At 73.9% G+C, this 21,695-nt stretch carries 18 protein-coding genes; 9 read left to right on the top strand and 9 right to left on the bottom strand.

What is annotated here, in order from left to right:
* Positions 1-39: 39 nt before the first annotated feature.
* Complete coding sequence (locus tag ABT034_RS09020; protein WP_351212880.1) at positions 40-258, top strand: hypothetical protein; 219 nt, start codon at positions 40-42, stop codon at positions 256-258.
* Here the strand turns inward: ABT034_RS09020 and dapA are convergent.
* On the bottom strand, positions 237-1,121 hold the full coding sequence (gene dapA, locus ABT034_RS09015; RefSeq protein ID WP_351212877.1) for a 4-hydroxy-tetrahydrodipicolinate synthase: 885 nt from the start codon (positions 1,119-1,121) through the stop codon (positions 237-239). The genes ABT034_RS09020 and dapA overlap by 22 nt on opposite strands.
* A 340-nt stretch (positions 1,122-1,461) precedes the next feature.
* On the opposite strand from dapA, the gene ABT034_RS09010 reads away from it, so the two are divergent.
* Positions 1,462-2,172, top strand: a complete 711-nt coding sequence (locus tag ABT034_RS09010; RefSeq protein ID WP_351212875.1) for an antibiotic biosynthesis monooxygenase — start codon at positions 1,462-1,464, stop codon at positions 2,170-2,172.
* 25 nt (positions 2,173-2,197) lie between these two features.
* On the opposite strand, the gene ABT034_RS09005 is transcribed toward ABT034_RS09010, so the two are convergent.
* On the bottom strand, positions 2,198-4,057 hold the full coding sequence (locus ABT034_RS09005) for a DUF8508 domain-containing protein (protein ID WP_351212873.1): 1,860 nt from the start codon (positions 4,055-4,057) through the stop codon (positions 2,198-2,200).
* Positions 4,058-4,262: 205 nt separating this feature from the next.
* On the opposite strand from ABT034_RS09005, the gene ABT034_RS09000 reads away from it, so the two are divergent.
* The 4 genes from ABT034_RS09000 to ABT034_RS08985 all read left to right on the top strand — a co-directional run bounded on the left by ABT034_RS09000 (position 4,263) and on the right by ABT034_RS08985 (position 9,137).
* Complete coding sequence (locus ABT034_RS09000) at positions 4,263-5,717, top strand: hypothetical protein (protein WP_351212871.1); 1,455 nt, start codon at positions 4,263-4,265, stop codon at positions 5,715-5,717.
* 134 nt (positions 5,718-5,851) lie between these two features.
* The gene (locus ABT034_RS08995; RefSeq protein WP_351212869.1) at positions 5,852-7,291 is read left to right on the top strand and encodes an alkaline phosphatase PhoX; all 1,440 of its coding nucleotides are present in this window, start codon (positions 5,852-5,854) and stop codon (positions 7,289-7,291) included.
* Between the two features lie 52 nt (positions 7,292-7,343).
* A complete protein-coding gene (locus ABT034_RS08990) occupies positions 7,344-8,036 on the top strand; it encodes a GntR family transcriptional regulator (protein ID WP_351212867.1) in 693 nt (230 codons plus the stop codon).
* 84 nt (positions 8,037-8,120) lie between these two features.
* Positions 8,121-9,137: a 1-aminocyclopropane-1-carboxylate deaminase gene (locus ABT034_RS08985; RefSeq protein ID WP_351212865.1), complete on the top strand. Its 1,017-nt coding sequence runs from the start codon at positions 8,121-8,123 to the stop codon at positions 9,135-9,137.
* A 21-nt stretch (positions 9,138-9,158) separates the two neighbouring features.
* Here ABT034_RS08985 and ABT034_RS08980 read toward each other — a convergent pair whose 3' ends face one another.
* Together ABT034_RS08980 and ABT034_RS08975 are read right to left on the bottom strand one after the other, a co-directional pair.
* Positions 9,159-10,397, bottom strand: a complete 1,239-nt coding sequence (locus ABT034_RS08980) for a TerD family protein (protein ID WP_351212863.1) — start codon at positions 10,395-10,397, stop codon at positions 9,159-9,161.
* Between the two features lie 42 nt (positions 10,398-10,439).
* Positions 10,440-10,673, bottom strand: coding sequence for a hypothetical protein (locus ABT034_RS08975; protein ID WP_351212861.1), 234 nt, complete (start codon positions 10,671-10,673; stop codon positions 10,440-10,442).
* 112 nt (positions 10,674-10,785) lie between these two features.
* Here ABT034_RS08975 and ABT034_RS08970 point away from each other — a divergent pair, with 112 nt between their 5' ends.
* Positions 10,786-11,721, top strand: a complete 936-nt coding sequence (locus tag ABT034_RS08970; protein WP_351212859.1) for an AraC family transcriptional regulator — start codon at positions 10,786-10,788, stop codon at positions 11,719-11,721.
* 175 nt (positions 11,722-11,896) lie between these two features.
* On the opposite strand, the gene ABT034_RS08965 is transcribed toward ABT034_RS08970, so the two are convergent.
* Positions 11,897-12,706 carry an NAD-dependent epimerase/dehydratase family protein gene (locus ABT034_RS08965; protein WP_351212857.1) on the bottom strand — a complete coding sequence of 270 codons (810 nt, stop codon included), beginning with the start codon at positions 12,704-12,706 and terminating at the stop codon, positions 11,897-11,899.
* Positions 12,707-12,905: 199 nt separating this feature from the next.
* Between ABT034_RS08965 and ABT034_RS08960 the strand changes: the two genes are divergently transcribed.
* A complete protein-coding gene (locus tag ABT034_RS08960; protein WP_351212855.1) occupies positions 12,906-13,838 on the top strand; it encodes a 5-dehydro-4-deoxyglucarate dehydratase in 933 nt (310 codons plus the stop codon).
* Positions 13,835-14,968 carry a hypothetical protein gene (locus tag ABT034_RS08955; RefSeq protein ID WP_351212853.1) on the top strand — a complete coding sequence of 378 codons (1,134 nt, stop codon included), beginning with the start codon at positions 13,835-13,837 and terminating at the stop codon, positions 14,966-14,968. Before ABT034_RS08960 ends, ABT034_RS08955 begins: the two co-directional genes overlap by 4 nt.
* A gap of 41 nt (positions 14,969-15,009) precedes the next feature.
* On the opposite strand, the gene ABT034_RS08950 is transcribed toward ABT034_RS08955, so the two are convergent.
* The 4 genes from ABT034_RS08950 to ABT034_RS08935 are packed head-to-tail and all read right to left on the bottom strand — an operon-like array spanning position 15,010 to position 21,686.
* The gene (locus ABT034_RS08950) at positions 15,010-17,859 is read right to left on the bottom strand and encodes a SpoIIE family protein phosphatase (protein WP_351212851.1); all 2,850 of its coding nucleotides are present in this window, start codon (positions 17,857-17,859) and stop codon (positions 15,010-15,012) included.
* On the bottom strand, positions 17,856-19,922 hold the full coding sequence (locus ABT034_RS08945; RefSeq protein ID WP_351212849.1) for a SpoIIE family protein phosphatase: 2,067 nt from the start codon (positions 19,920-19,922) through the stop codon (positions 17,856-17,858). Before ABT034_RS08945 ends, ABT034_RS08950 begins: the two co-directional genes overlap by 4 nt.
* The gene (locus ABT034_RS08940) at positions 19,919-21,181 is read right to left on the bottom strand and encodes an MFS transporter (protein WP_351212847.1); all 1,263 of its coding nucleotides are present in this window, start codon (positions 21,179-21,181) and stop codon (positions 19,919-19,921) included. The genes ABT034_RS08945 and ABT034_RS08940 overlap by 4 nt, the downstream gene beginning before the upstream one ends.
* 49 nt (positions 21,182-21,230) lie before the next feature.
* A complete protein-coding gene (locus tag ABT034_RS08935; protein WP_351212845.1) occupies positions 21,231-21,686 on the bottom strand; it encodes a hypothetical protein in 456 nt (151 codons plus the stop codon).
* Positions 21,687-21,695 lie beyond the last annotated feature (9 nt).

Raw genomic sequence — 21,695 nt, 5'->3', positions numbered from 1 at the left:
GCGCAGATCCCCTGCACGCAGGCAAGGCGAGGAGTCGACATGAGGATCAAGCCCACGGCCATCGGGGTGCTCACGGTGGTGGCGGTGCTGCTCCAGGCCGGCGCGGCCCGCGCGGACGAGACGCACACCCACACCGGGCCCACCGTGAACAACGGCCCCAGTATCGTCCTCCACACCGGGCAGATCGACGACCCGCTGGAGGACGTCCTGGAGCACGCGGCGATCCTCGGCAGGACCTACACCACCGACGCCGCCTGAACCAGCGTCTCGTACACCGCTCGCAGCCCGTCGACCGTCTCCCGGTCGGCGGGCTGCAGCGGTTCGCGCGGCGGTCCGCCGAGCAGCGCCTTGGCGGTCACCGTGCCGGGCAGGCCGGAGGCCATCATCAGCTCGGCCAGCGGCAGCGTCAGGGCGTTGAGCCGGATCGCCTCCGCCGGGTCGTCCGCGTCGAAGGCGTCGAGGACGGCGCGGAGCTGGCGCGGGGCCACGTTCGCCACCGTACTGACGTAGCCGGCGCCGCCGACCGCGTACAGCGGCAGGTTCAGCTCCTCGCAGCCCGAGTAGTACGCGAGCGGGGTCTCCGCGATCAGCCGGGCCGAGGCCAGGAGGTCGTACGAGCAGTCCTTCACGGCCACGATCGCCGGGTGCTCGGCGAGGCGCCGCATCGTCGCCGGCTCGATCCGGGTGCCGGTGCGCCCGGGGATGTCGTAGACCATCACCGGCAGGCCGGTCGCGTCCGCGACCTTCAGGAAGTGCGCCTCGACGGCCGACTGCGGCGGGCGGCTGTAGTACGGGGTGACGACGAGCAGTCCGTCCGCCCCCGCGTGCTCGGCCTGGCGGGCCAGCTCGACGGTGTGCCGGGTGTCCGCGGTGCCGACACCGGCGAGGACCGAGGGGCCGGGCCCCACCGCCTCCCGGACGGCCCGGACGAGCGCGGCCTTCTCGGCGTCACTGGTGGTCGGGGACTCGCCCGTGGTGCCGTTGAGGACCAGCCCGTCGCAGCCCTCCGCCACGAGACGGACGGCGAGCTCGCCCGCCGCGTCGAGATCCAGCGCGCCGGCGGGGGTGAACGGGGTGATCATCGCGCACAGGGCGCGGCCGAAGGGGCGTTCAGTGCTCATCCCGGAAGTCTGACCGCCCCGGACCGTGAAGGTCCACTTAGATCTGCTTGGTTCGAGAGGTAAGCAGGGCTGAAGAGTGCTGCCGGGCGGTCCGATCCGCCGGGCGTCCGGCCAGAGCGCCCGCTCGGCGCCGCCCTTGCCAAGGCCCGGGATGTACGTGGCCTGGAGGCAGCCCAGGACGAGGCCCCCGTCGATCAAAACCAGCATCTCGTTGCGCGGATCGGCCTCGATGGCCGCGAAGGATCATGTTCCGCGGTCTCGCACGCGGCGGAGGCTTGACCTCAAGTTTGGTTGAGGGAGGACGGTGGAGACATCCGAGAACGAGAAGAGGAGCCCCTTCATGAACGCCGTCGCACACCCCGACGCCCGCACCGACTTCCACCGCCCCGGAGTCGGCGCCGTCCTCGTCAGTACCTGGCGGGTCGGCACCCCCGAGCGCCAGCGCGCCGCCGTCGAGGCGATCCGTACGACCTGGGAGAGCCGGGAGTGGCCGGACCTGGGGCTGCTCTCGTACAGCGTGTACGTCGGCACGGACGGGGACACGCTGCTGCACTACTCGCAGTGGACCACCGAGCAGGCCTACGAGGACTTCGTCCGGAGCTACCGCGGCGACCGGAACGCCGAGATCGACGCGGCCGTGCCCGGCATCGAGCGGGTGGTGCTCCACCGCTACGCGCCGCCGTACCGCTCCCGCGCCCTCGACGAGCCGGACGCCCGGACGCTGCCCGGGACCCTCGTGGTCGTCGAGATCGACTTCGAAGGGCCCGACGAGGGGCGGCAGAAGGCCTGGGTGGACGCCGTGTTCACCGCCCTGGACGGCGAGGCGGAGAGGCGGCCGGCGCGCGGCGGGCTCGGCGCGCACTTCCATCTGTCCACCGACGGCACCCGCGTCCTGAACACGGCCGAGTGGGAGAGCGAGCAGGCCCACGTGGAGTGGCTGGCGGACGCGTCGCTCGACGAGGCCTGGTCGCGGGTGCACCGGTACCCGGGGCTCGCCGGCGGCCAGGTGCGCCGGTACACGCCCGCGCTCAGCCTGAGCGCGGGCGTGTGACAGGACCGGACGGGACCGGACGGTCCTACGGGCGGAAGCGCAGCACCTGCGGGTCGTGGTCGCTGTCCTGGTCGGCGAACTCCGCGTTGATGTGGACGCTGTCGTACTCGAAGTGACGCACGCCGGGGCTGGTCAGGATCTGGTCGAGGACCTGGCTGTTGCCCTGGTAGACGTACGAGTAGCGCTCGCCGCGCGGCAGCGACTTCACGGCCGGGTACAGCACCCCGCCGTCCGTCAGCGCCTCCGTCGTCCCGGAGAACTCGAAGTCGTTGATGTCGCCCACGACGAGGACGTCGGCCTGCTTCTCCAGCGCGACGATGTCCTTCACGAAGGCGTTCACGGCCTGCGCCTGGAGCAGTCGCTTCGCCTCGGAGGAACGGTTCGGCGGCTGGTGGTGCGAGGTCAGGCCCTCGTCGCCGCCCTTCGAACCGAAGTGGTTGGCGATGACGAAGACCGTACGGCCGCGGAAGACGAACTCGCCCGCGAGCGGCTTGCGGCTGCTCTCCCAGGCGGTGTTCGCCGGGTCGATGCGGCCGGGGGAGACGGTCAGCGCGGCGTGGCCCTTGCTGCCCGTCACCGCGGTGGCGGAGGTCGCGTCGGTGCCCGCGCGGTCGGTGAAGGAGACCCGCTCGGGGTTGAAGAGGAAGACCTGACGGATGTTGCCGCCGGGCTCGCCGCCGTCCTTGTTGTTCTCCGGGTCGACCGAGCGCCACTCGTACGCCGGGCCGCCGGCCGCCGTGATCGCGTCGGTGAACTTCTTCACCGTCAGGTCGGCGGCGACGGTGCCGTCGTTCTTGGCACCGGTGTTGTCCTGGATCTCCTCCAGGGCGAGGACGTCGGGCGAGGCGAGGTTGTCGACGACCGCCTTCGCGAGCGCGTCGAACTTCGCCTGCGGGTCGCTCGGGTCGAGGTTCTCCACGTTGTACGTGGCCACGGCCAGCTCGTTCTTGTGCTGCCGGTCCGTGCTCTCGCGCTCGAGGCCCCGGTCGGTGACCGTGCCGAGGGTGCGGGCCGTCAGCGTGTAGCCGCCGAACTGGTTGAAGTCGAGCGGGCCCTCGGTCGTACCGGTCAGCTGGTCGCCCACGTTCGCCTTGGGGAACGGCTGCTGCGCGAGCGGGGTCAGCGACTGGATCTGGAGCCGGCCGGTGTTCTGCGACGCGTACGAGCCGTAGACCGTGCCCCCGCGCCAGTTGCGGTTCTCCCACGGCTTCACCGTCACCCACAGTTCCGCGTACGGGTCGGTGGCGCCGACCACGCGCGAGGAGCCGATCCGGACGTTGGTGCCCTCCAGGGACTCGTAGTAGTCCAGGGCGTACGTCTCCGGGTCCAGCGTCAGGCCGTTGATCGAGCCGCCGGCCGCCGGGTCCCCCTCGGGGGCGTACGCGTCGGGGACGGACCAGGCCGAGATCGTGACGGGGGCCGGGACGGCGTTGCCCTTCGAGACCACGGTGATGACCGGCTTGGAGAGCTGGGTCAGCGACTGGTTGCCCGAGTTCAGACCACCGGGGACGTACTCGGTGACCGTGCCGTTCAGGCTGACCGCGTCGCCGACGGCGACCGTCGGGACGGAGCTGGTGAAGACGAAGAGGCCCTCGCTGGTGGCCGGGTTCGCGTCGGCCTCGGGGTCCTGGATCCAGAATCCGCGCGAGCCGTAGGTGCGCACACCGGTGACGATGCCCGTGACGCCGGTGACCTGCTTGCCGACGAGGGGCGAGACGCGGGTCGTGCCCTGGATGTCGTGGACGCGGACGGCGGCGGTGTCCTCGGCGGCGGCGCTCGTCGAGCCGGCGAGCAGACCCGCGGCGACGGCCGAGGCGACGACGGCGGCGACCGCGGCGGATCGCACCGCGGTACGGCCGGCAGATCTCGGTATGGAGGAAGGCATCAGGGGTACTCCGAGGGTGCTGGAGGAACGACAGAAGCATCTACGCGCGTCAATCTCTTGGCAGAGCGCCCAACTTGTCAAGAGTCGACGGGTGTACGAAGGCTGACGGATCCGTGAACCGCCGGACCTCCCCCCGGATGCGTCTACGCTGAGAGCCGCTGTTGGAGCCCCCTTCACCCACCCACGCGCCGAGGAGACCCCCCAGATGTCAGCGGAGCACCCCACCCTTCCCCCCGTTCGGCTCCTTGCGGACGCGGAGCTGGCGCGGGACGCCCTGGCCGCCCCCCTCCTCGCCCAGGCGGTACGGCTCGCCCGCTGGGCCGGACCCGGCACCCGGGTCGACGCGGGCGGCGAACTCGTCGACGAGCAGCTGCCCGAGGCCGTCGGGGTGCTGGGCCTCGACGACGACGAGGACGGCGAGATGTGGGCGGGCGACGCCTGGCGGCTCGCCGTCGACACCGGCCTGGTGGCCGTGGAGGACGGCCAGGAGGCCGAGGACGGCGACACCCCCGGGCGGGCCGCGCCCGGCGAGAACCTGGCGATCGTCACGGGCGGTTCCCCCCAGGACGTCCTCACGCTCTGGCTCGAAGCCTTCGACACGGTCTTCGCCGACGCCGTCGCCCCCGTCCTCGACGACCTGGACGCCATCGTCGGCGAGGACGGCGAGATCGACATCGAGTCCCTCGACTGGGACCCGGAGGCGGAGGCCGAGTTCCTGGAGGGCGTCCTCGGCAACCTCTACCTGCTGACCGTCAGCGACGGCGGTCCCGGCGAAGGACCGGTGCCGCTGCCCGCGCTCGCCGCCTCGATGGTCGTCCCCGACGACATGGGCGAACCCACCGACGACGTCCTGGAGCAGGTCTCGGACGCGATGATGCGGCTCGACGAGCAGTTCCGGCTCCTGGAGCCGATCGGCCTCGTCGAGTACCAGCCCGTCGACGAGGCCCTGATGGCCGAGGAGGGCGAGGAGCCCGCGCCGCCCGTCGACGACGAGGACGTCACCCGGTACGGCATGGTCCGGCTCACCCCGCTCGGCCTCTACGGCATCCGGGTCAGGATGCTGGAGGCAGGCGTGGACGCGCCCGCCGTCGGCGACCTCGCGGACAAGGGCGCCGACGTGCTCCTCGACGGGATCGCCGGCTACCCGGAGGCCGCGGCGCGGGAGGAGACCGCCGGCTGGCTGGCCGGGCGCGACGCGCTCGGCGCGGCCCGGGAGCTGCTCCACGCCGCGCGCGGCGCGGACGCGGGCTCGCCGCTGCGCCGCCTCCACTGCCAGCAGACGCTCTCCCTGGTCGGCGCCGACGCGGAGCCCGCGGTACGGGAGGTCCTGGACGACGCGGAACTCGGCGGCCTGGCGCGGGTCTGGCTCGCCGAGCGGGGCGCGGCGGACGTGCCCGCGCCGCCGGAGTCGATGATCTTCTGGCTGGCGATCGACACGATCGCGGCCCAGCTCGACGCGGACGGCGACCTGGAGGAGCTCCAGGAGCTGATCGAGGGCCTCACCGGCCGCCACAGCGGCTTCTTCGAGGCGGCCTGGCGGGTGGAGCACCCGGCGACGGCGGAGGTCCTCGACGCGATGGGCCGCCTGCACCGGGACAAGACCGTGGCCAAGGAGGCCCGCAAGGCGGCCTTCAAGGCGCGGTCGCGTTCGGGGTCCTGACGCGGGGTCCGGGGCGGTAGCGCGTCCCCATGCGGCTCGTGCCCGGTTGTGTTCCCGTGCCGTTCAAGCGGTGTTCGTGGCGGCGCGGGAGGGTGACCCGCGACACCCGGCCAGCACAGGGAGAACGCCACACCATGCCCCTCAACCGCAGAGAGTTCAGCAAGCAGTCCGCCGTCGCCGGTGCGGGGCTCGCCCTCACCGGTGTCGTCGGCGCGCTCGCCACCGCGCCCGAGGCGCTCGCCTCCGACGACCCGGAGGCGTACGGCGGCCACGACCACGGCCACGACCACGGCCACGGCCACCGGCTCGGCTACGGACCGCTCGTCGCGGACCCCGAGGGGATCCTCGCCCTGCCCGCCGGGTTCACCTACCGCGTCGTCACCCGCACCGGCGTGACCCGCCTGGAGTCCGGCGAGTTCACGCCCTCCAACCACGACGGCACCGCCGCCTTCGCCGGGCCGCGCGGCACCACGTACCTCGTCAACAACCACGAGCTCAAGGGCACCCGCGACAAGTGGGCCCACCCCGTCCCGCTCACCGAGGGGCTCGTCTACGACCCGGCCGCGGCCGGCGGCTGCACGGTCGTCGAGGTGCACCGCGACGGCACCGTCGCCGAGTGGGTCGGCATCGCCGGCACCTCCACCAACTGCGCGGGCGGCAGCACCGCCTGGGGCACCTGGCTGACCGGCGAGGAGAACTCCGACCGCGCCGGTGTCAACGGCATGACCAAGGACCACGGCTACATCTTCGAGGTCGACCCGCGCGACCGCCGCGCCAACCGCGACCCGAAGCCGGTCAAGGCCTTCGGCCGGTACGACCACGAGGCCGTCGTCATCGATCCGAAGCGGGGCCACGCCTACCTCACCGAGGACGCCTCCAACCCCAACGGGCTCCTCTTCCGCTGGGTGCCGCCGAAGGGCTTCGAGCACGGCCGCGGCAAGCTCCGTAGCCTCGCCGACGACGCCGGAGTGCTCCAGGCCGCCAAGTGCATCGACTCCGGCGGCCGCTTCGTCGACGACCTCTCCCGCGCGAGCCGGATCGGCACCGTCTACGGCGTGGACTGGGTCGACGTCCCCGACCGCGACGGCCGCACCACCTCCGTCCGCAAGCAGTTCACGGACGGCCAGGTCACCCGCGCCCGCAAGCTGGAGGGCATGTGGTGGGCCGACGGCGGCGCCTACGTCGTCTCCTCCTACGCGCGCGCGGAGAGCCCCGGCGCCGCGCACGACGGCCAGGTCTGGTTCTACGACCCCAAGCGCCGCACCCTCACCCTCAAGGTGCTGCTCGGTGTGAACGCGAACCCCGACCAGGACGGCGCCTACGACGGCCCCGACAACATCACCGTCTCCCCGTACGGCGGGCTCGTCATCGCCGAGGACGGCGAGGGCGTCCAGCACCTCTTCGGCGCCACCGACTCGGGCCGCACCTACCCGATCGCCCGCAACGACCTCAATGACAGCGAGTTCGCCGGCGTCACCTTCTCGCCCGACGGCGACACGCTGTTCGCCAGCATCCAGAACCCGGGCATCATGGTCGCGATCACCGGCCCCTGGCGGCGCCAGCCGCGCCGCTGACGGATACTGACCCCTGGTCAGTTCCCTGGACTGACATCTAACATGCCAGCCCATGGACGCTCTACGGCCGGTGGGCCGGACCCTGCTGCGTGACCGGGCGTACGAGGCGCTGCGCGAGGCCATCGTGCGCGGCGACCTCGCCCCCGGCGCACCGCTCAAGGACGCCGACCTCGCCGGACGGCTCGGGCTCTCGCGCGCACCCGTGCGCGAGGCCCTGGCCAGGCTCTGCGGCGAGGGGCTCGTCGAGTCCAAGCCGCAGAGCTACACCCGGGTCACCCGGCCGGTCAGCCGGGTCGTCCGGGACGCCGCCTCGGTGGTGCGGGTGATGCACGAACTCGCCGCCAGGACCGGCGTGCCCCTCCTCGGGCCCGAGGGCATCCGGGCCATGCGCGAGGCCAACGAGCGTTTCGCCGCGGCCGTGCGGGCCTCCGACGTGGAAGCCGCGCTGACCGCCGACGACGAGCTCCACCAGGTCCTCGTCGTCGCCAGCGGCAACCACGCCGCCGCCGCCACGATCGAGCGGTACACCCCCCTGATCCGCCGCGTCGAGCGGCGGCTCTTCGGCGACGCCGGAAGCTGCGGGTCGGCGGAGCTGCACGCCCGGCTCATCGACGCCTGCGAGGCGGGGGACGCGGCGGAGGCGGTACGGGTCACCACGGAGATCTGGGCGGCCCTCGAACAGCTCGCGGACGACGCGATCGAGGTGGCCGAGGTCACCGGCATCCCGGGACCGGCGGTTCCGTAGCGCGTCCGTCACCGCGTTTCTCTCCGCGCCCCGTCTCCGCGTCCAGGAACGTCGTCCAGCAGCCGTCACCCACCGGGAGCCGCTTTGCCGATCACCGACTTCGACCGCTATCCGCTCCTCTTCGGGCCCTCGCCGGTCCACCCGCTCGAACGGCTCACCCACCACCTCGGCGGCGCGACCCTGTGGGCCAAGCGCGAGGACTGCAACTCCGGTGTCGCGTACGGCGGGAACAAGACCCGCAAGCTGGAGTACCTGGTCGCCGACGCCCTCGCGCAGGGCTGCGACACCCTCGTCTCCATCGGCGGTGTCCAGTCCAACCACACCCGCCAGGTCGCCGCCGTCGCCGCCCGCGCCGGACTGCGCTGCGTCCTCGTCCAGGAGAGCTGGGTCGACTGGCCCGATTCCGTCTACGACAAGGTCGGCAACATCCTGATCAGCCGTCTCGCGGGCGCAGACGTCCGGCTCGTCCGGGCGGGATTCGGCATCGGCTTCAAGGAGAGCTGGGAGCAGGCCCTGCGGGAGGTCGAGGAGGGCGGCGGGAAGCCGTACGCGATCCCGGCGGGCGCCTCCGACCACCGGCTCGGCGGGCTCGGCTTCGCGAACTGGGCGTACGAGGTGGCCGAGCAGGAGCGCGCGCTCGGCGTCTTCTTCGACACGGTGGTGGTCTGCTCGGTCACCGGCTCCACCCAGGCCGGCATGGTCGCGGGCTTTGCCGCGCTGGCCGAGGAGGGCGGTCAGGCCCGCCGGATCATCGGCGTCGACGCGTCCGCGAAGCCCGGTCCGACGCATGAGCAGATCACCCGGATCGCCCGGGACACCGCCGCCCTCATCGGGGTCGAACGGCCGGTGACGGCGGCCGACGTCGAGCTGGACGAGCGCTACCACGCCGGGGTGTACGGCGTCCCGGACGAGACCACCCTCGAAGCGATGCGGCTCGCCGCCCGCACCGAGGGCATGATCACCGACCCCGTGTACGAGGGGAAGTCGATGGCGGGCCTGGTCGATCTGGTGGACCGGGGGGAGATCGGCCGGGACTCGACCGTGCTCTACGCCCACCTCGGCGGCCAGCCCGCCCTCAACGCCTACAGCGCGCTCTTCTAGACGCGGGCCGCGGCCGGTCGCTCAGAGTGCCTGGGCGGCCGGCTTCACCATGCCCCGGACGGTCCGGGACTTCACGAACTCGCCGATCGCCGTCATCTCCCATTCACCGGAGAACTGCTTGATCAGCTTGGCCATCATCACGCCGGTCTGCGGCTCGGCGGTGGTCAGGTCGAAGCGGACCAGCTCCTCGCCGGTCGCCGCGTCCATCAGCCGGCAGTAGGCCTTGGCGACCTCGGTGAACTTCTGCCCGGAGAAGGAGTTGACCGTGAAGACCAGGCCGGTGGTGTCGGCCGGCAGCCGGCCGAGGTCCACGACGATCACCTCGTCGTCGCCGGCGCCCTCGCCGGTGAGGTTGTCGCCGGAGTGCTTCACCGAGCCGTTGAGAATGGAGAGCTTGCCGAAGTAGCAGCTGTCCAGGTGGTTGCGCTGGGGGCCGTACGCGATGACGGAGGCGTCCAGGTCGATGTCCTTGCCCCGGTAGGCGGGCTCCCAGCCGAGGCCCATCTTGACCTGGGAGAGCAGCGGACGGCCGCCCTTGACCAGGGACACGGTCTGGTTCTTCTGGAGGCTGACCCGGCCCTTGTCGAGGTTGATCTTGCCGGTGGAGACGGGGGCGGCGGGCGCGGCGGCCGGGGGAGCGGGCGGCGTCGCGGCCGCGATGCGGGGATCCACCGGGGCGGCGGCCGGGGCCGGGGGCGCGACCGGGGCGGGCGGGGCGCCGGGGGCGGGCGCGGCGGCCGCCGGGGCCGCGGCGGGCGCGTCGTCCACGGAGACGCCGAAGTCCGTCGCGATGCCCGCGAGCCCGTTCGCGTAGCCCTGGCCCACGGCGCGGGCCTTCCACGCGCCGTTGCGCAGGTAGATCTCGACGACGACGAGCGCGGTCTCGGTGGCCAGCTGGGGCGGGGTGAAGGTGGCGAGGACGGTGTTGTCGTCCGCGTTGCGCAGGGTCGCCGTGGGTTCGATGCCCTGGAAGGTCTGGCCCGTGGCGTCCGGGCTCGCGGTGACGACGATCCTCTCGATGCCGGGCGGGAGGGCGCCGGTGTCCACCAGGATCGCGTCGGGGGCGGCACCGCCGCCGGAGCGGTAGGTGATGCCGGGCCCGGACGGCTGGTTGTAGAAGATGAAGTCGTCGTCCGAGCGCACCTTGCCGTTGGCGCCGAGCAGCAGGCCCGAGACGTCGAGCCGCACGGGGGCGGCGACGTCCACCGCCACGCGAGCGACGGTGAGAGGGATGTTCGAGCCGGGGGTCATAGCGGTCATGCCAAGGCTAACGATCCGGGCCCCTTTGCCGTTCCCTTACCCTCACCGGGTTCGGCCACCTTGATGACGGGGGTGGCTTCTGGCCTGCCGTTCGTTGCCGAAGCGGTACGAGCCCGTCCACCGGGCCATCACCAGCTGGGCGTCGCCCGACCCGACCTCCGCCAGGAACTTCTCGGCCCGGCCGCCGCGCAGGACGCCCGCGGCGCGGCCGAGGTGGGTGAGGACGACGGAGCCGTCACGGCGCCGCTCGTAGGTGAATCCATGGGGTCGTGGCATGCCGGGCATCCTGCCGTTCCCGGTCAGATCCGTCATATGAATATTCTTTCGCCCCATGGGTGCAGGGGGCGCGGTGGGCGCTGTGGGTGGGAACTGTTTCCGGACGCGGGACGTGGACGAGGCGCGCGAGGAGCTCGACGTCCGCTACTACGCGAACCGGATGGACGTCGTCGACCGGGAGCGGCGCCCCTTCGCGGCGCGCTTCGACACCGTCGTGCTCGGCCCGCTCGTCATCGGCGACCTGAGCTGCGGGGCCGATGTGCGGATGAGCTTCGGGGAACTCGGCGCGTACCACCTGAACGCGCCGCTCAGCGGCCGGATGGAGATGCGCCAGGGCGGGGCCCCGATCGTCGCCACGGCCGCGGAGGCGCTGCTCCTCGACCCGGCGGGGGACACCTTCCTCGACCGCTGGAGCGGGGACTGCCGGACGCTGTCGGTGAAGGTCGGGGCGGCCGAGCTGCGCGACCGTCTGGAGCAGCTGATCGGCCGCGCGCCCCGGGGGCCGCTGGTCTTCGCGCCCGGCCTGGACATCAGCCGCGGTCCCGGTCTGAGCTGGGTGCGCTTCGCCCGCCAGGTCGCCGCGGAGGCGCTCGCGGGCGAGGGTCTGGCCCGGCACGAACTGGTGGCGCGCCCCTTGCAGGAGGCGCTGCTCAACGGGCTGCTGCTCGCCGCCGAGCACCCCTGGCGGGAGGCGCTCGCCCACCCGGGCGAGCCACGGCGCCCGGCCCCGGTCAAGCGCGCGATGGACGCGGTACGGGAGCGCCCCGAGCACCCGTTCACGACCACCGAACTCGCGGCCCTGGCCCGGGTGAGCGTGCGCCGCCTCCAGGAGTCGTTCCGGGAGTACGTGGGGATGTCACCGATGGCGTACGTACGGGAGGTCCGTCTCGACCGGGTCCGCGAGGAGCTGCGGGCGGCCGCGCCGGACGAGGTGAGCGTGAGCGAGGTGGCCTGGCGCTGGGGCTTCGCCCATCAGGGCCGGTTCGCGGCGCGCTACCGGGAGAAGTTCGGGGAGTCGCCGTCCCGGACCCTGCGCGCGTCGCCCTGACCGCGGCGACCCACCGCGCAATCCGGACAGGAGCCGCGTTCAGCGGCTCGCGATGATCTTCGTCCGGGCCTACGGTGAGCAGGTCCGGTCTGCCAGCGCGCACCCGTGACCCGGGCCCCGGCCGGCTCCCCCGTATCAGTCCGGCCGGGTCCTGCGTACCTTCGCTCTCCCGCTGTCAGTGCGGCCACCGGGGCGGGTCCACGCAGAAGTGGCCGCCCAGGTAGAGGTCGTCGGCGCTGCCCTCGGGCGGCAGGCCCTTCTCGGCGATGAGCTTCTCCGCGTACGGCTCCGAGTCGTCCCGCGGCTCGAAGCCGAGCGCCCGGGCGGTCGAGAGGTCCCACCACGCGCGCGTGTTGGCGGAGGAGCCGTAGACCACCGTGTGGCCGACGTCCGGGGCGGTGAGCGCGGCGTGCAGGAGACGGGCGCAGTCGGCGGGGCTCAGCCACATCGAGAGCATCCGTACCGAGGTGGGCTCGGGGAAGCAGGAGCCGATGCGGACGGAGACGGTCTCGATGCCGTGCTGGTCCCAGTAGAGCTGCGCCAGGTCCTCGCCGAAGCACTTGGAGAGGCCGTAGAAGGTGTCGGGGCGGTGCGGGGTGTCGACCGGGACGAGCGGTTCGCCCTCGCGGGGGCGGCGGGTGAAGCCGACGGCGTGGTTGCTGGAGGCGAACACCGCGCGCCGGACGCCCTCCTCGCGGGCGGCCTCGTAGAGGTGGTACGTCCCGGCGATGTTGGCGGCCATGATCTTCTCGAAGTCGGCCTCCAGGGAGATGCCCGCCAGGTGCACGATCGCGTCGACGCCCCGGACCGCCTCGCGCAGCGCCGCGCGGTCCGCGAGGTCGGCGGTGATCGCGTCCGGCGCCCCCGGCACCGGGGCGGCGTCCAGGAGGCGGAGCTCGTAGCCGTACGGGGGCAGCAGCTCCCGCATCAGCGTGCCGACGCCCCCGGCGGCGCCGGTGAGCAGGACGGTGCGGGGTGCGGACATGGAGCGGGTCTCCTCTGCTGAGCGGCATTCACAACCATGGACACGCTAGGGAGCGGGTCGATGGACCGTCAAGGGAGTGGCATACGGCTGGTCTTCTTCTTGACCGGTGGATCGCCCTGTTCTAGCGTGCCTCGGGTCAACGTTCATGCATATGGATGACAGTCAGAACTGTGCACGACGGACTTCCCTGGGAGCGCCCGTGACCACTGCCCCGCTCGCCGGCCGGCTCGACGGCCTGCTGTTCTTCCCCGTCACCGCCTTCGCGCCGGACGGCTCCGTCGACCTCGGCACCTTCCGCGCCCACGTGCGCGCGGGGATCGACGCGGGCGCCGCCGCCGTGTTCGCCTGCTGCGGCACCGGCGAGTTCCACGCCCTCACCCCCGAGGAGTTCCGGGACTGCGTCGCCGCCGCCGTCGAGGAGGCCGCCGGCCGCGTCCCGGTCGTCGCGGGCGCCGGCTACGGCACCGCACTCGCCGTCCGGTACGCCCGGCTCGCCGAGGAGGCCGGCGCCGACGGACTCCTCGCCATGCCGCCGTACCTCGTCGTCGCCGACCAGGCCGGCCTGCTCCGCCACTACACCGAACTCGCCGCCGCCACCTCGCTCGACGTCATCGTCTACCAGCGGGACAACGCGGTCCTCACCCCCGCCACCGCCGTCGCCCTCGCCCGCACCGACGGGATCATCGGCCTCAAGGACGGCCTCGGCGACCTCGACCTCATGCAGCGGATCGTCAGCGCCGTCCGCGCCGAGGGCCTCGACCTGCTCTACTTCAACGGCCTGCCGACCGCCGAACTCACCGGCGCCGCCTACCGGGGCATCGGCGTGACCCTCTACTCCTCCGCCGTCTTCTGCTTCGCCCCCGACCTCGCCCTCGCCTTCCACCGCGCCCTCACCACCGGCGACGACACCACCGTGAACCTCCTCGTCGACGGCTTCTACCGGCCCCTCGTCGAACTCCGCGCCCAGGGCCGGGGATACGCCGTCTCGCTCGTCAAGGCGGCGGTACGGAGGGGAGGCCTGGACGTCGGCGAGGTACGGCCCCCGCTGAGCGAGCCCGCCCCCGAGCACGTCGACGAACTGGTCCGGCTCGTCGAGCACGGCCGCGCCCTCCTGAAGGAGGCCGGCGCATGAGAGCGGGAACCTTCGTCTACCCCTGGGACGTCGACGGCGACCCCGCCGCGCCCGCGCTCCTCGCCGGGCTGGGCCTCGCGCAGGTCACGCTCGCCGCCGCCTACCACTCGACCCGGGCGCTGACCCCCCGCCACCCCGCCCACCGGATCGTCACCGCCGAGCACGCCGCCGTGCTCTACCCGCCGGACCCGGACCGCTGGTCCGGCCGCCCGCTCCGCCCGTACCCGGCGGGGGAGTGGGCCCCCGGCGACTCCTTCGGGCGGGCGGCCGAGGCCCTCGCCGCCACCGGTCTCGACGTGCACAGCTGGGTCGTCCTCGCCCACAACTCCCGCCTCGGCGCGGAACACCCGGAGACCTCCGTCGTCAACGCCTACGGCGACCGCTACCCCTGGGCCCCCTGCATCGCCCGCCCCGAGGTCCGCGCCCTGCTCGTCGACCTCGCCGCCGAGGCCGCCGTACGGCCCGGCGCGGCCGGCACCGAACTGGAGTCCTGCGGCTGGTACGGCCTCGCCCACCTCCACGCCCACGACAAGACCGGCGGCGTCGCCCTGGGGGAGCGCGAGCAGTACCTGATGTCGCTCTGCTTCTGCCCCTCCTGCCGTCAGGGGTACGGGGACGGGGGCGCCGACCCCGGCGAGCTCGCCGCCGCCGTGCGCCGCGCCCTGGAGCCCGTGTGGGCCGGGACGGGACCGGCGGGCGGACTCGGCGCCCTTGAGACCCCCGCCCTCGCCTGGCGCGCCGGGACCGCCCGTACCCTCCAGGAGGCCGCCGTGGCCGCCGTACGGGCCGCGGCGCCGCCCGGCTTCCGGGTCCTGCTGCACGCCGACCCGGACCCGTACCGCTGCGGCGCCGACGCCGGCACGGACCCGGCGCACGTCCTCGGCCTCTCGGACGGGGTGGTCGCCCGCCCGCACCGGGTCGCGGACTTCGCCGCCCACGCCCGGCCGGACACCGTCCTCGCCGCGAACCTGTCCGTCGTCGCCGGGATGGGCGGTGCCCCCGACCGGCTCACCGACGAGGCCGAGCGGGCCCGCGACGCGGGCGCGACCGAACTGCGGCTCTACCACGCCGGTCTCGCCTCCGACGAGGACCTGACCGCCGTCCGGACGGCCCTGCGCAAACTCGGCTAGTCCGCCCGCCGCTCCCCCTCGGGGGGCGGCGGGCCCCCGTCTCACCAGGCCAGGTCCTCCAGCGCGTCCATGTCCGGCAGCGCCGCCGGCGCGGGCTCCCCGGCCGCGCCCGGCCGCAGCTCCGCCCAGATCGTCTTGCCGCGCCGGCCGTACCGGGTGCCCCAGCTCTCCGCGTACTGCGCCACCAGATACAGCCCGCGCCCGCCCTCGTCCGTCGTCGCCGCGTGCCGCAGATGCGGGGAGGTGCTGCTGCCGTCCGACACCTCGCAGATCAGCGCCCGGTCGTGGAGCAGCCGTACCCGGACCGGATCGGCCCCGTACCGCACCGCGTTCGTGATCAGCTCGCTGAGGATCAGCTCCGCCGTGAACGCCAGGTCCTCAAGGCCCCACTCCGCCAGCTTCGCCGCCGCCGCGTTCCGTACCGGCGACACCGCCGACGGGTCCCGCGCCACCTCCCACTCGGCGATCCGGTCCCGCTCCAGGAGCCGGGTCCGGGCCACGAGCAGCGCGATGTCGTCCCGCGGCGACGGGGACAGCAGGGTCGCGAGGACGTCCGCGCAGATCTGCTCCGGGCTCCGGTCGGGCCGGGCCAGCGTGGACCGCAGCAGCCCGAGCCCCGTGTCGAGGTCCCGGCCCCGGTCCTCGAGGAGGCCGTCCGTGTACAGCACCAGCTTGCTGCCCTCGGTCAGCCGCAGCTCCGTCACCTCGAACGGCACGTCGCCCAGACCGAGGCCGAGCGGAAGCCCCGGCGCGAGCTCGGGGAACTCGACCCGCCCGTCGGGACTCACGAGCGCCGGACCCGGATGCCCCGCGCTCGCCACCGTGCACAGGCCGGACGCCGGATCGTAGATCGCGTACAGACAGGTCGCGCCGGTGATGCCCTCCTCACGCCGCCGGCCCTCGCCCTCCGGCCCCTCCGACCGGTCGTCGATCCGGGCCGTCAGCTCGTCCAGATGCCCGAGCAGCTCGTCCGGCGGCACATCGAGCGTCGAGAAGTTGTGCACCGCCGTCCGCAGCCGCCCCATGGTCGCCGCCGCGTGCAGCCCGTGCCCCACCACGTCCCCCACCACGAGCGCCACCCGCGCCCCCGGCAGCGGGATCACGTCGAACCAGTCGCCCCCCACCCCCGCCTTCGCCGGGAGATAGCGGTACGCCACGTCCACCGCGCTCTGCTCGGGCAGCACCCGGGGCAGCAGGCTCCGCTGGAGCGTCACCGCCATCGTGTGCTCCCGGGTGAACCGGCGCGCGTTGTCGATCGCGACCGCCGCCCGCGCCGCCAGCTCCTCCGCGAACGACAGATCCTCCTCCCCGAACGGCTCCGGCGTGTCCGCACGCCAAAAGTTGGCCATCCCCAGGACCACCCCGCGCGCCAGGAGCGGCACCGTGAGCAGCGAGTGCATCCCGAAGGCGAGGGCCTGCGCCGCCCCCTCCGGGTCCTGCGCCCGCCAGCCCTCCGCCGCCGCCAGCTCCGCCTGCACCACCGCGTGGCCCGCGCCGAGCGCCGTCGCCATCGGGGTGCTGGGGACGTCGAAGCGCACGATGTCCCCGACCGGCTGGAGCGGCTGGTCGGGACGCAGCCCGCTCAGCGCCGTCCGGCGCATCTCCGTCGTCGCCGCCGCGGCCTCCGGCGGCTCCTCGCCGCGCAGCACCGGTTCGAGCAGCTCCACCGTCGCGAAGTCCGCGAACCGCGGCACCGCCACCTCCGCCAGCTCCTCCGCCGTCCGTACGACCTCCAGGGTCGTCCCGATCCGCACCCCCGCCTCGTACAGCAGCTGGAGCCTGCCGCGGGCCACCGCCGCCCGGCCGGTGAGGGCGGCCAGCTCGGTGGTGTCCCGCATCGTCATCACACTTCCGGACTCGTGCCCGTCCGGGATCGTGGGCCGCACGCTCACCGCGAGCAGCCGGTCGCCCGCCCGGTGCACCTCGTCCGTCGCCGACCGGCCCGACTCCAGGAGCTCGACCGTCCGCGGGTCGAGGCCGAGCTCGGATACGTGCAGCCGCTCCGCGTCCGCCGTGAGACCGAGCAGCCGGCGCGCCTCGTCGTTGGCGAGCAGCAGCCGGCGGTCGGCGCCCACGATCAGGACGCCCTCGCGCACCGCGTGCAGGACCGCCTCGTGGTGCTCCTTCATCCGGGTCATCTCGGCCGGGCCGAGGCCGTGCGTCTGCCGCCGCAGCCGCCGGCTCACCAGCGCGGCCCCGCCCACGGCGATCACGAGGGCGCCCGCCGCCGCGCCCACGAGCAGCGGCAGCCGTCCTTCCACCGCGTCGGCGACGCTCTCCAGCTCGATGCCGCTGGTGACCATGCCGACGATCCTGCCCCGGTCGTCCACGACGGGGACCACGGCCCGTACGGCGTCGTTGGGGGCGCCGCGGAACAGCTCGGTGAAGGACTCGCCGTCGACCGTCGCGCGGGTGAGGTCACCGGTCGCCCTGCGGCCGATCAGCTGCGGCTCCGAGTCGGTGTACCGCACCCCGGCCGGGCTCAGGACCGCGATGAAGTCCACCCCCGTCGCCCGCCGGGTGGCCTCGGCCCGGTCCTGGAGCTCCGCCGTCGGATCGCGCGAGGTCAGCGCCTCGTCGACGCCCGGTGACTTCGCGAAGGCCTCCGCGACGGCGAGGGAACGGATCCGGGCGTCGTGCTCGGTGTCGCTGCGCGCCTGGTGCAGGGTCACGAACACGGCCGCCGCGATCACCAGGAGCGCGATCAGCGCCTCCAGGGCGAACACCTGCCCGGCGACGCTCCGGAGCCCGGTCCTGCGCTCCCGGGCACCCGGCCGGCGGTCCGGGTCCCGGTCCCGGGTCCGGTTCCGGGTCCGGTCCGGGTCCCGGTGCCGGCTCCGGTGCCGGTTCCGGTCCTGGGCCCGGTCCCGGCCCCGGTCCCGGGCCCTCATCCCGTGCTCCGGGCGATGAGCAGTGCCACGTCGTCCGCGGCGCCCGGCCGGCGCAGCGCCCGCAGCAGCAGGTCGCAGGTCTCCTCGAGGGGCCCGCGCGCCTCGTCGAGCAGGCCCACGAGCAGGGCGAGCCGCTCGTCGATCGCCTCGTGGCGGGTCTCGACCAGACCGTCCGTGTACAGCACGAGCACGTCACCGGGCCGGAAGGACACCCGGGTCGTACGGAAGGTGGCACCGCCCACCCCGAGCGGTAGCCCCGGCGGCACCGCCACCAGCTCGGCCGGGCCGTCCGCCGGGATCCGCACCGGCGGGAGGTGGCCCGCGTTCGAGATCCGGCACCGGCCGCGGGCCGGGTCGTGCACGGCGAACAGACAGGTCGCGATGTAGTGCTCGAGGCCGGCCGTGATCCGGTCCAGATGCCGCAGGACCTGGGCCGGCGCGAGATCGAGGTCCGCGAACGCGCAGGTCGCCGTCCGCAGCCGCCCCATCGTCGCCGCCGCGTCGATGCCGCTGCCCATGACGTCCCCGACGACGAGCGCCGTCTTGTCGTCGGGCAGCGGGATCACGTCGTACCAGTCGCCGCCGACCTCGCTCGACGCCTGCGCCGGCTGGTAGCGGGCCGCGACCTCGAGACCCGCCCGCTCCGGCGGCGTGCCGGGCAGCAGACTGCGCTGGAGCGTCACCGCCGAGTTCCGCACGCTCTGGTACCAGCGCGCGTTGTCGATGCTGACCGCCGCGCGCGCCGCGAGTTCCGTCGCGAGCAGCACGTCGTCGCCGTCGAAGGGCAGCGCGTTCCGGTCCCGCTTCAGGTCGAGCGCCCCCAGGACCTCGCCGCGCGCGATCAGCGGCACCGCGAGGTATGAGTGCACCCCGGCCCGGGCGAGCAGCTCCGCCGCCTCGGGGCTCCGCGCGATCCGGGACAGGTCACCGGGGCCGACGTGCTCCACCAGGACCGGAAGACCGGTGTGCACGCACCGGGTGACGAGCCGGTCCGCCCCGTACATCGCGACCGCCCCCGGCGGGTCCGCGGCCGGCAGCGCCTCCGTCTGCGACCCCGCCTTCACCGCGAGCGCCCGGAACAGCTCGGGCCCCTCTTCGGGCGCGCCGGGCCTGCGCAGGGTCAGGACGGAGTCGAGGACGTCGACGGCGGCGATGTCCGCGAGTTCCGGCACCACCACCGAGGCGAGTTCGTCGGCGGTCCGCTCCACCTCCAGGGTGGTCCCTACCCGGGCCGAGGCGTCAGCGATGAGCGCGAGCCGCCGCCGGGACCGGTCCGCGACCGCGTCCGCCTGGTGCCGCTCGGTCACGTCGATCACCGAGGCCGCGACCCCCAGGACCCGGTCCTCGGCCCCTTCGAGCCGGTAGAGGGACACCGACCAGGCGTGCTCGCGGTCCGGGTCCGCCGGGGTCCGCCCCACGAGCGGCTGGTCGAGCAGCGGGATCCCCGTGGCCAGTACGGTGCGCAGCGAGGTCTCGAAGGCCCGCGCGTCGACCAGCGGCAGCATGTCGCCGACCCGCCGCCCGATGTGCTGGGCGGCCGGAATGCCGTTGATCCGCTCCAGGGCCGGGTTGACCAGGACGTAGCGCAGGTCGGTGTCGAGGACGGCCAGGCCGATCGGGGACTGGGAGACGAGCCGGTCGGAGAGGGCGAGCTCGGTCTCGACCCGCTCGACGGCGGCGTGGTCGGCGGCGATCCCGAGCGCGTACAGACCGCCCAGGTCGTCGGTGAGCCGCATGTTGCGGAACTCCACGCGCCGGACGCTGCCGTCCTTGTGCCGTACGGGGAAGGTGCCGGCCCAGGACGTGCCCTCGCGCAGCACCTCGCCGAAGAGCCGCACCGCCTCCTCGCGGTGCTCCTCGCCGACGATCAGCCGGGCCACGTACCGGCCGAGCGCCTCGTCGGCGGAGAACCCGAAGAGGGCCTCCGCCTGCGGGCTCCACAGCACGATCCGGCCCCGCGCGTCCACCACGACGGCGGCGACCCCGATCACGTCGAGGAGACCCCTGCGGTCCAGGGGCACACCCGCCTGCCCCGTCGCCCCCGGGAAGGAACCGGCCGTCACACTGCCCTCCTCCCGCCGCGCGCGCCTCCTTCCATGCTCGCCGCCCGCCGGGCGCCCCGCACCGCGAGCGGCGCGGGCGGGGGGCCCGAGCGTCCCCGCCCCCGCGCCGAGCGTCCCCGCCCCCGCCCCGTGAGCCATACCGCCCACCCCGCGCCCGCCACCGTGAGCAGCGGCAGCAGGACGTGGATGTCGACCAGGGCGACCAGGCCCGCGCCGAGCCCGAGGGCCAGCGCATTCGGGGCGAAGACCAGGGTGTTCGCGGTGGCCGCCACTCGGCCCACCGCCTCCGCGGGCGTCTCCCGCTGCACCGCCGTGACCACCGCGACCAGGACCCACGGCAGCCCCAGGCCGATCACCGCGCTCGCCGCCAGGGCCGTCACCTCGTACGGCAGGGCCCGTACGCCCACCGCCACCGCGAACAGCGCCAGACCCACGGCGGCGAGCGCGCGCTCCGGCATCCGGCGCAGCAGCGGGCCGGTGACCAGGCCCGCGAGGACCGAGCCTGCGCCCTGGACGGCGTAGAGCACACCGGCGTACGCGGGTGCGTGCCCGAGCCCCCGGTCCACGACGGCGTAGATCGCGGCCCCGTTCACCCCGGCGAGCAGCATCGTGAACGCGCCCGTCGCCACCAGGGGCCGCAGCACCGGCGATGCCCGCAGCAGCCGGACGCCCTCGGCGGTCTCCCGCCACCAGCGCCGGGACCCGGACCGGACCGGGCGGGCCTCCCGTACCGGCATCAGCGCGAACACGCCCGCCGCGAGCGCGAAGCTCGCCGCGTCGAGGAGGGCGACGGGCCCGCCCCCGTACCGCGCGAAGAGCCCCGCAGCCACCAGCGGGGCGATCAGCTTCACCGACTCGTTCGCGGTCATCCGCAGCCCGTTGAAGGCGCCGAGCCGCTTCTCGTCGACGACGGTCGCGACCAGGGCCTGCTCCGCCGCCTCATGGACCGCGCCCTGCGTCCCGTAGAGGACGAGCACCGCGAACAGCAGCCACACCCTGTCCGCCGAGTCCACCCACAGGAGCAGCGGCAGGAGCGCCGCCATCGCCACGTCGAGGGTGACGAGCAGCGGCCGCCGCCGCACCCGGTCCGCGAGCGTGCCGAGCAGCGGCCCGAGGAGTACGGGCGCCCACAGGGCGAAGGCGGTCAACGCCGCCAGACTGTCGGACCCCGTCAGGGACTTCACCCAGATCCCGGAGGCCAGCCACATCGCCGTCGTACCGAATCCGGACACGACGACACCTGTCAGATACCAGCGCATGACCCACAGGCTGCCCTCTGAGGAGGCCCCGGGGCATCGGTCACCTTCCCTAGAGGATTCCCTCCCGGGTTCCCTGGACGGCGTCCTGTCGACCAGGCCGGGCGCCGCTCTTCTCGTACCGCAGCGCCACTCCCGTCACCACCGCGCCGAGGCCCTCCCACAGGCCCACGCCCAGGAATCCGGCCGGGGCGCGGCCGGTGGCGACCGCGAGGGTGAAGACCGCGCAGGTGAGGAGCCGGAACGGGACCGTCCAGCGGAAGAAGGGCTTCCAGTCGGCGAGCGCGGCCAGGACGTAGTAGACGCCCATGTTGAGCGCGGCCATCGAGGAGGCCGTGAGGAAGACGAGCGTGTGGTCGCCGTCCGCGCGCCCGCCGTCGGGCACCGGCTCGAAGCCCATCACCGTGAGCAGCGCGTCCGGCACGACCAGGCCCACCACCCCCAGCGCGGCGGCGAGCACGCCGAAGACCGCGATGGTCCAGCCGGAGAGGGAACGGGGCAGGCGCACGGCGGTCCT

This window comes from Streptomyces sp. NPDC002773 (genome assembly GCF_040295605.1).
In the GTDB taxonomy this organism is placed as follows: Bacteria; Actinomycetota; Actinomycetes; order Streptomycetales; family Streptomycetaceae; genus Streptomyces.
This window is presented reverse-complemented; position numbering and strand designations above follow the sequence as displayed.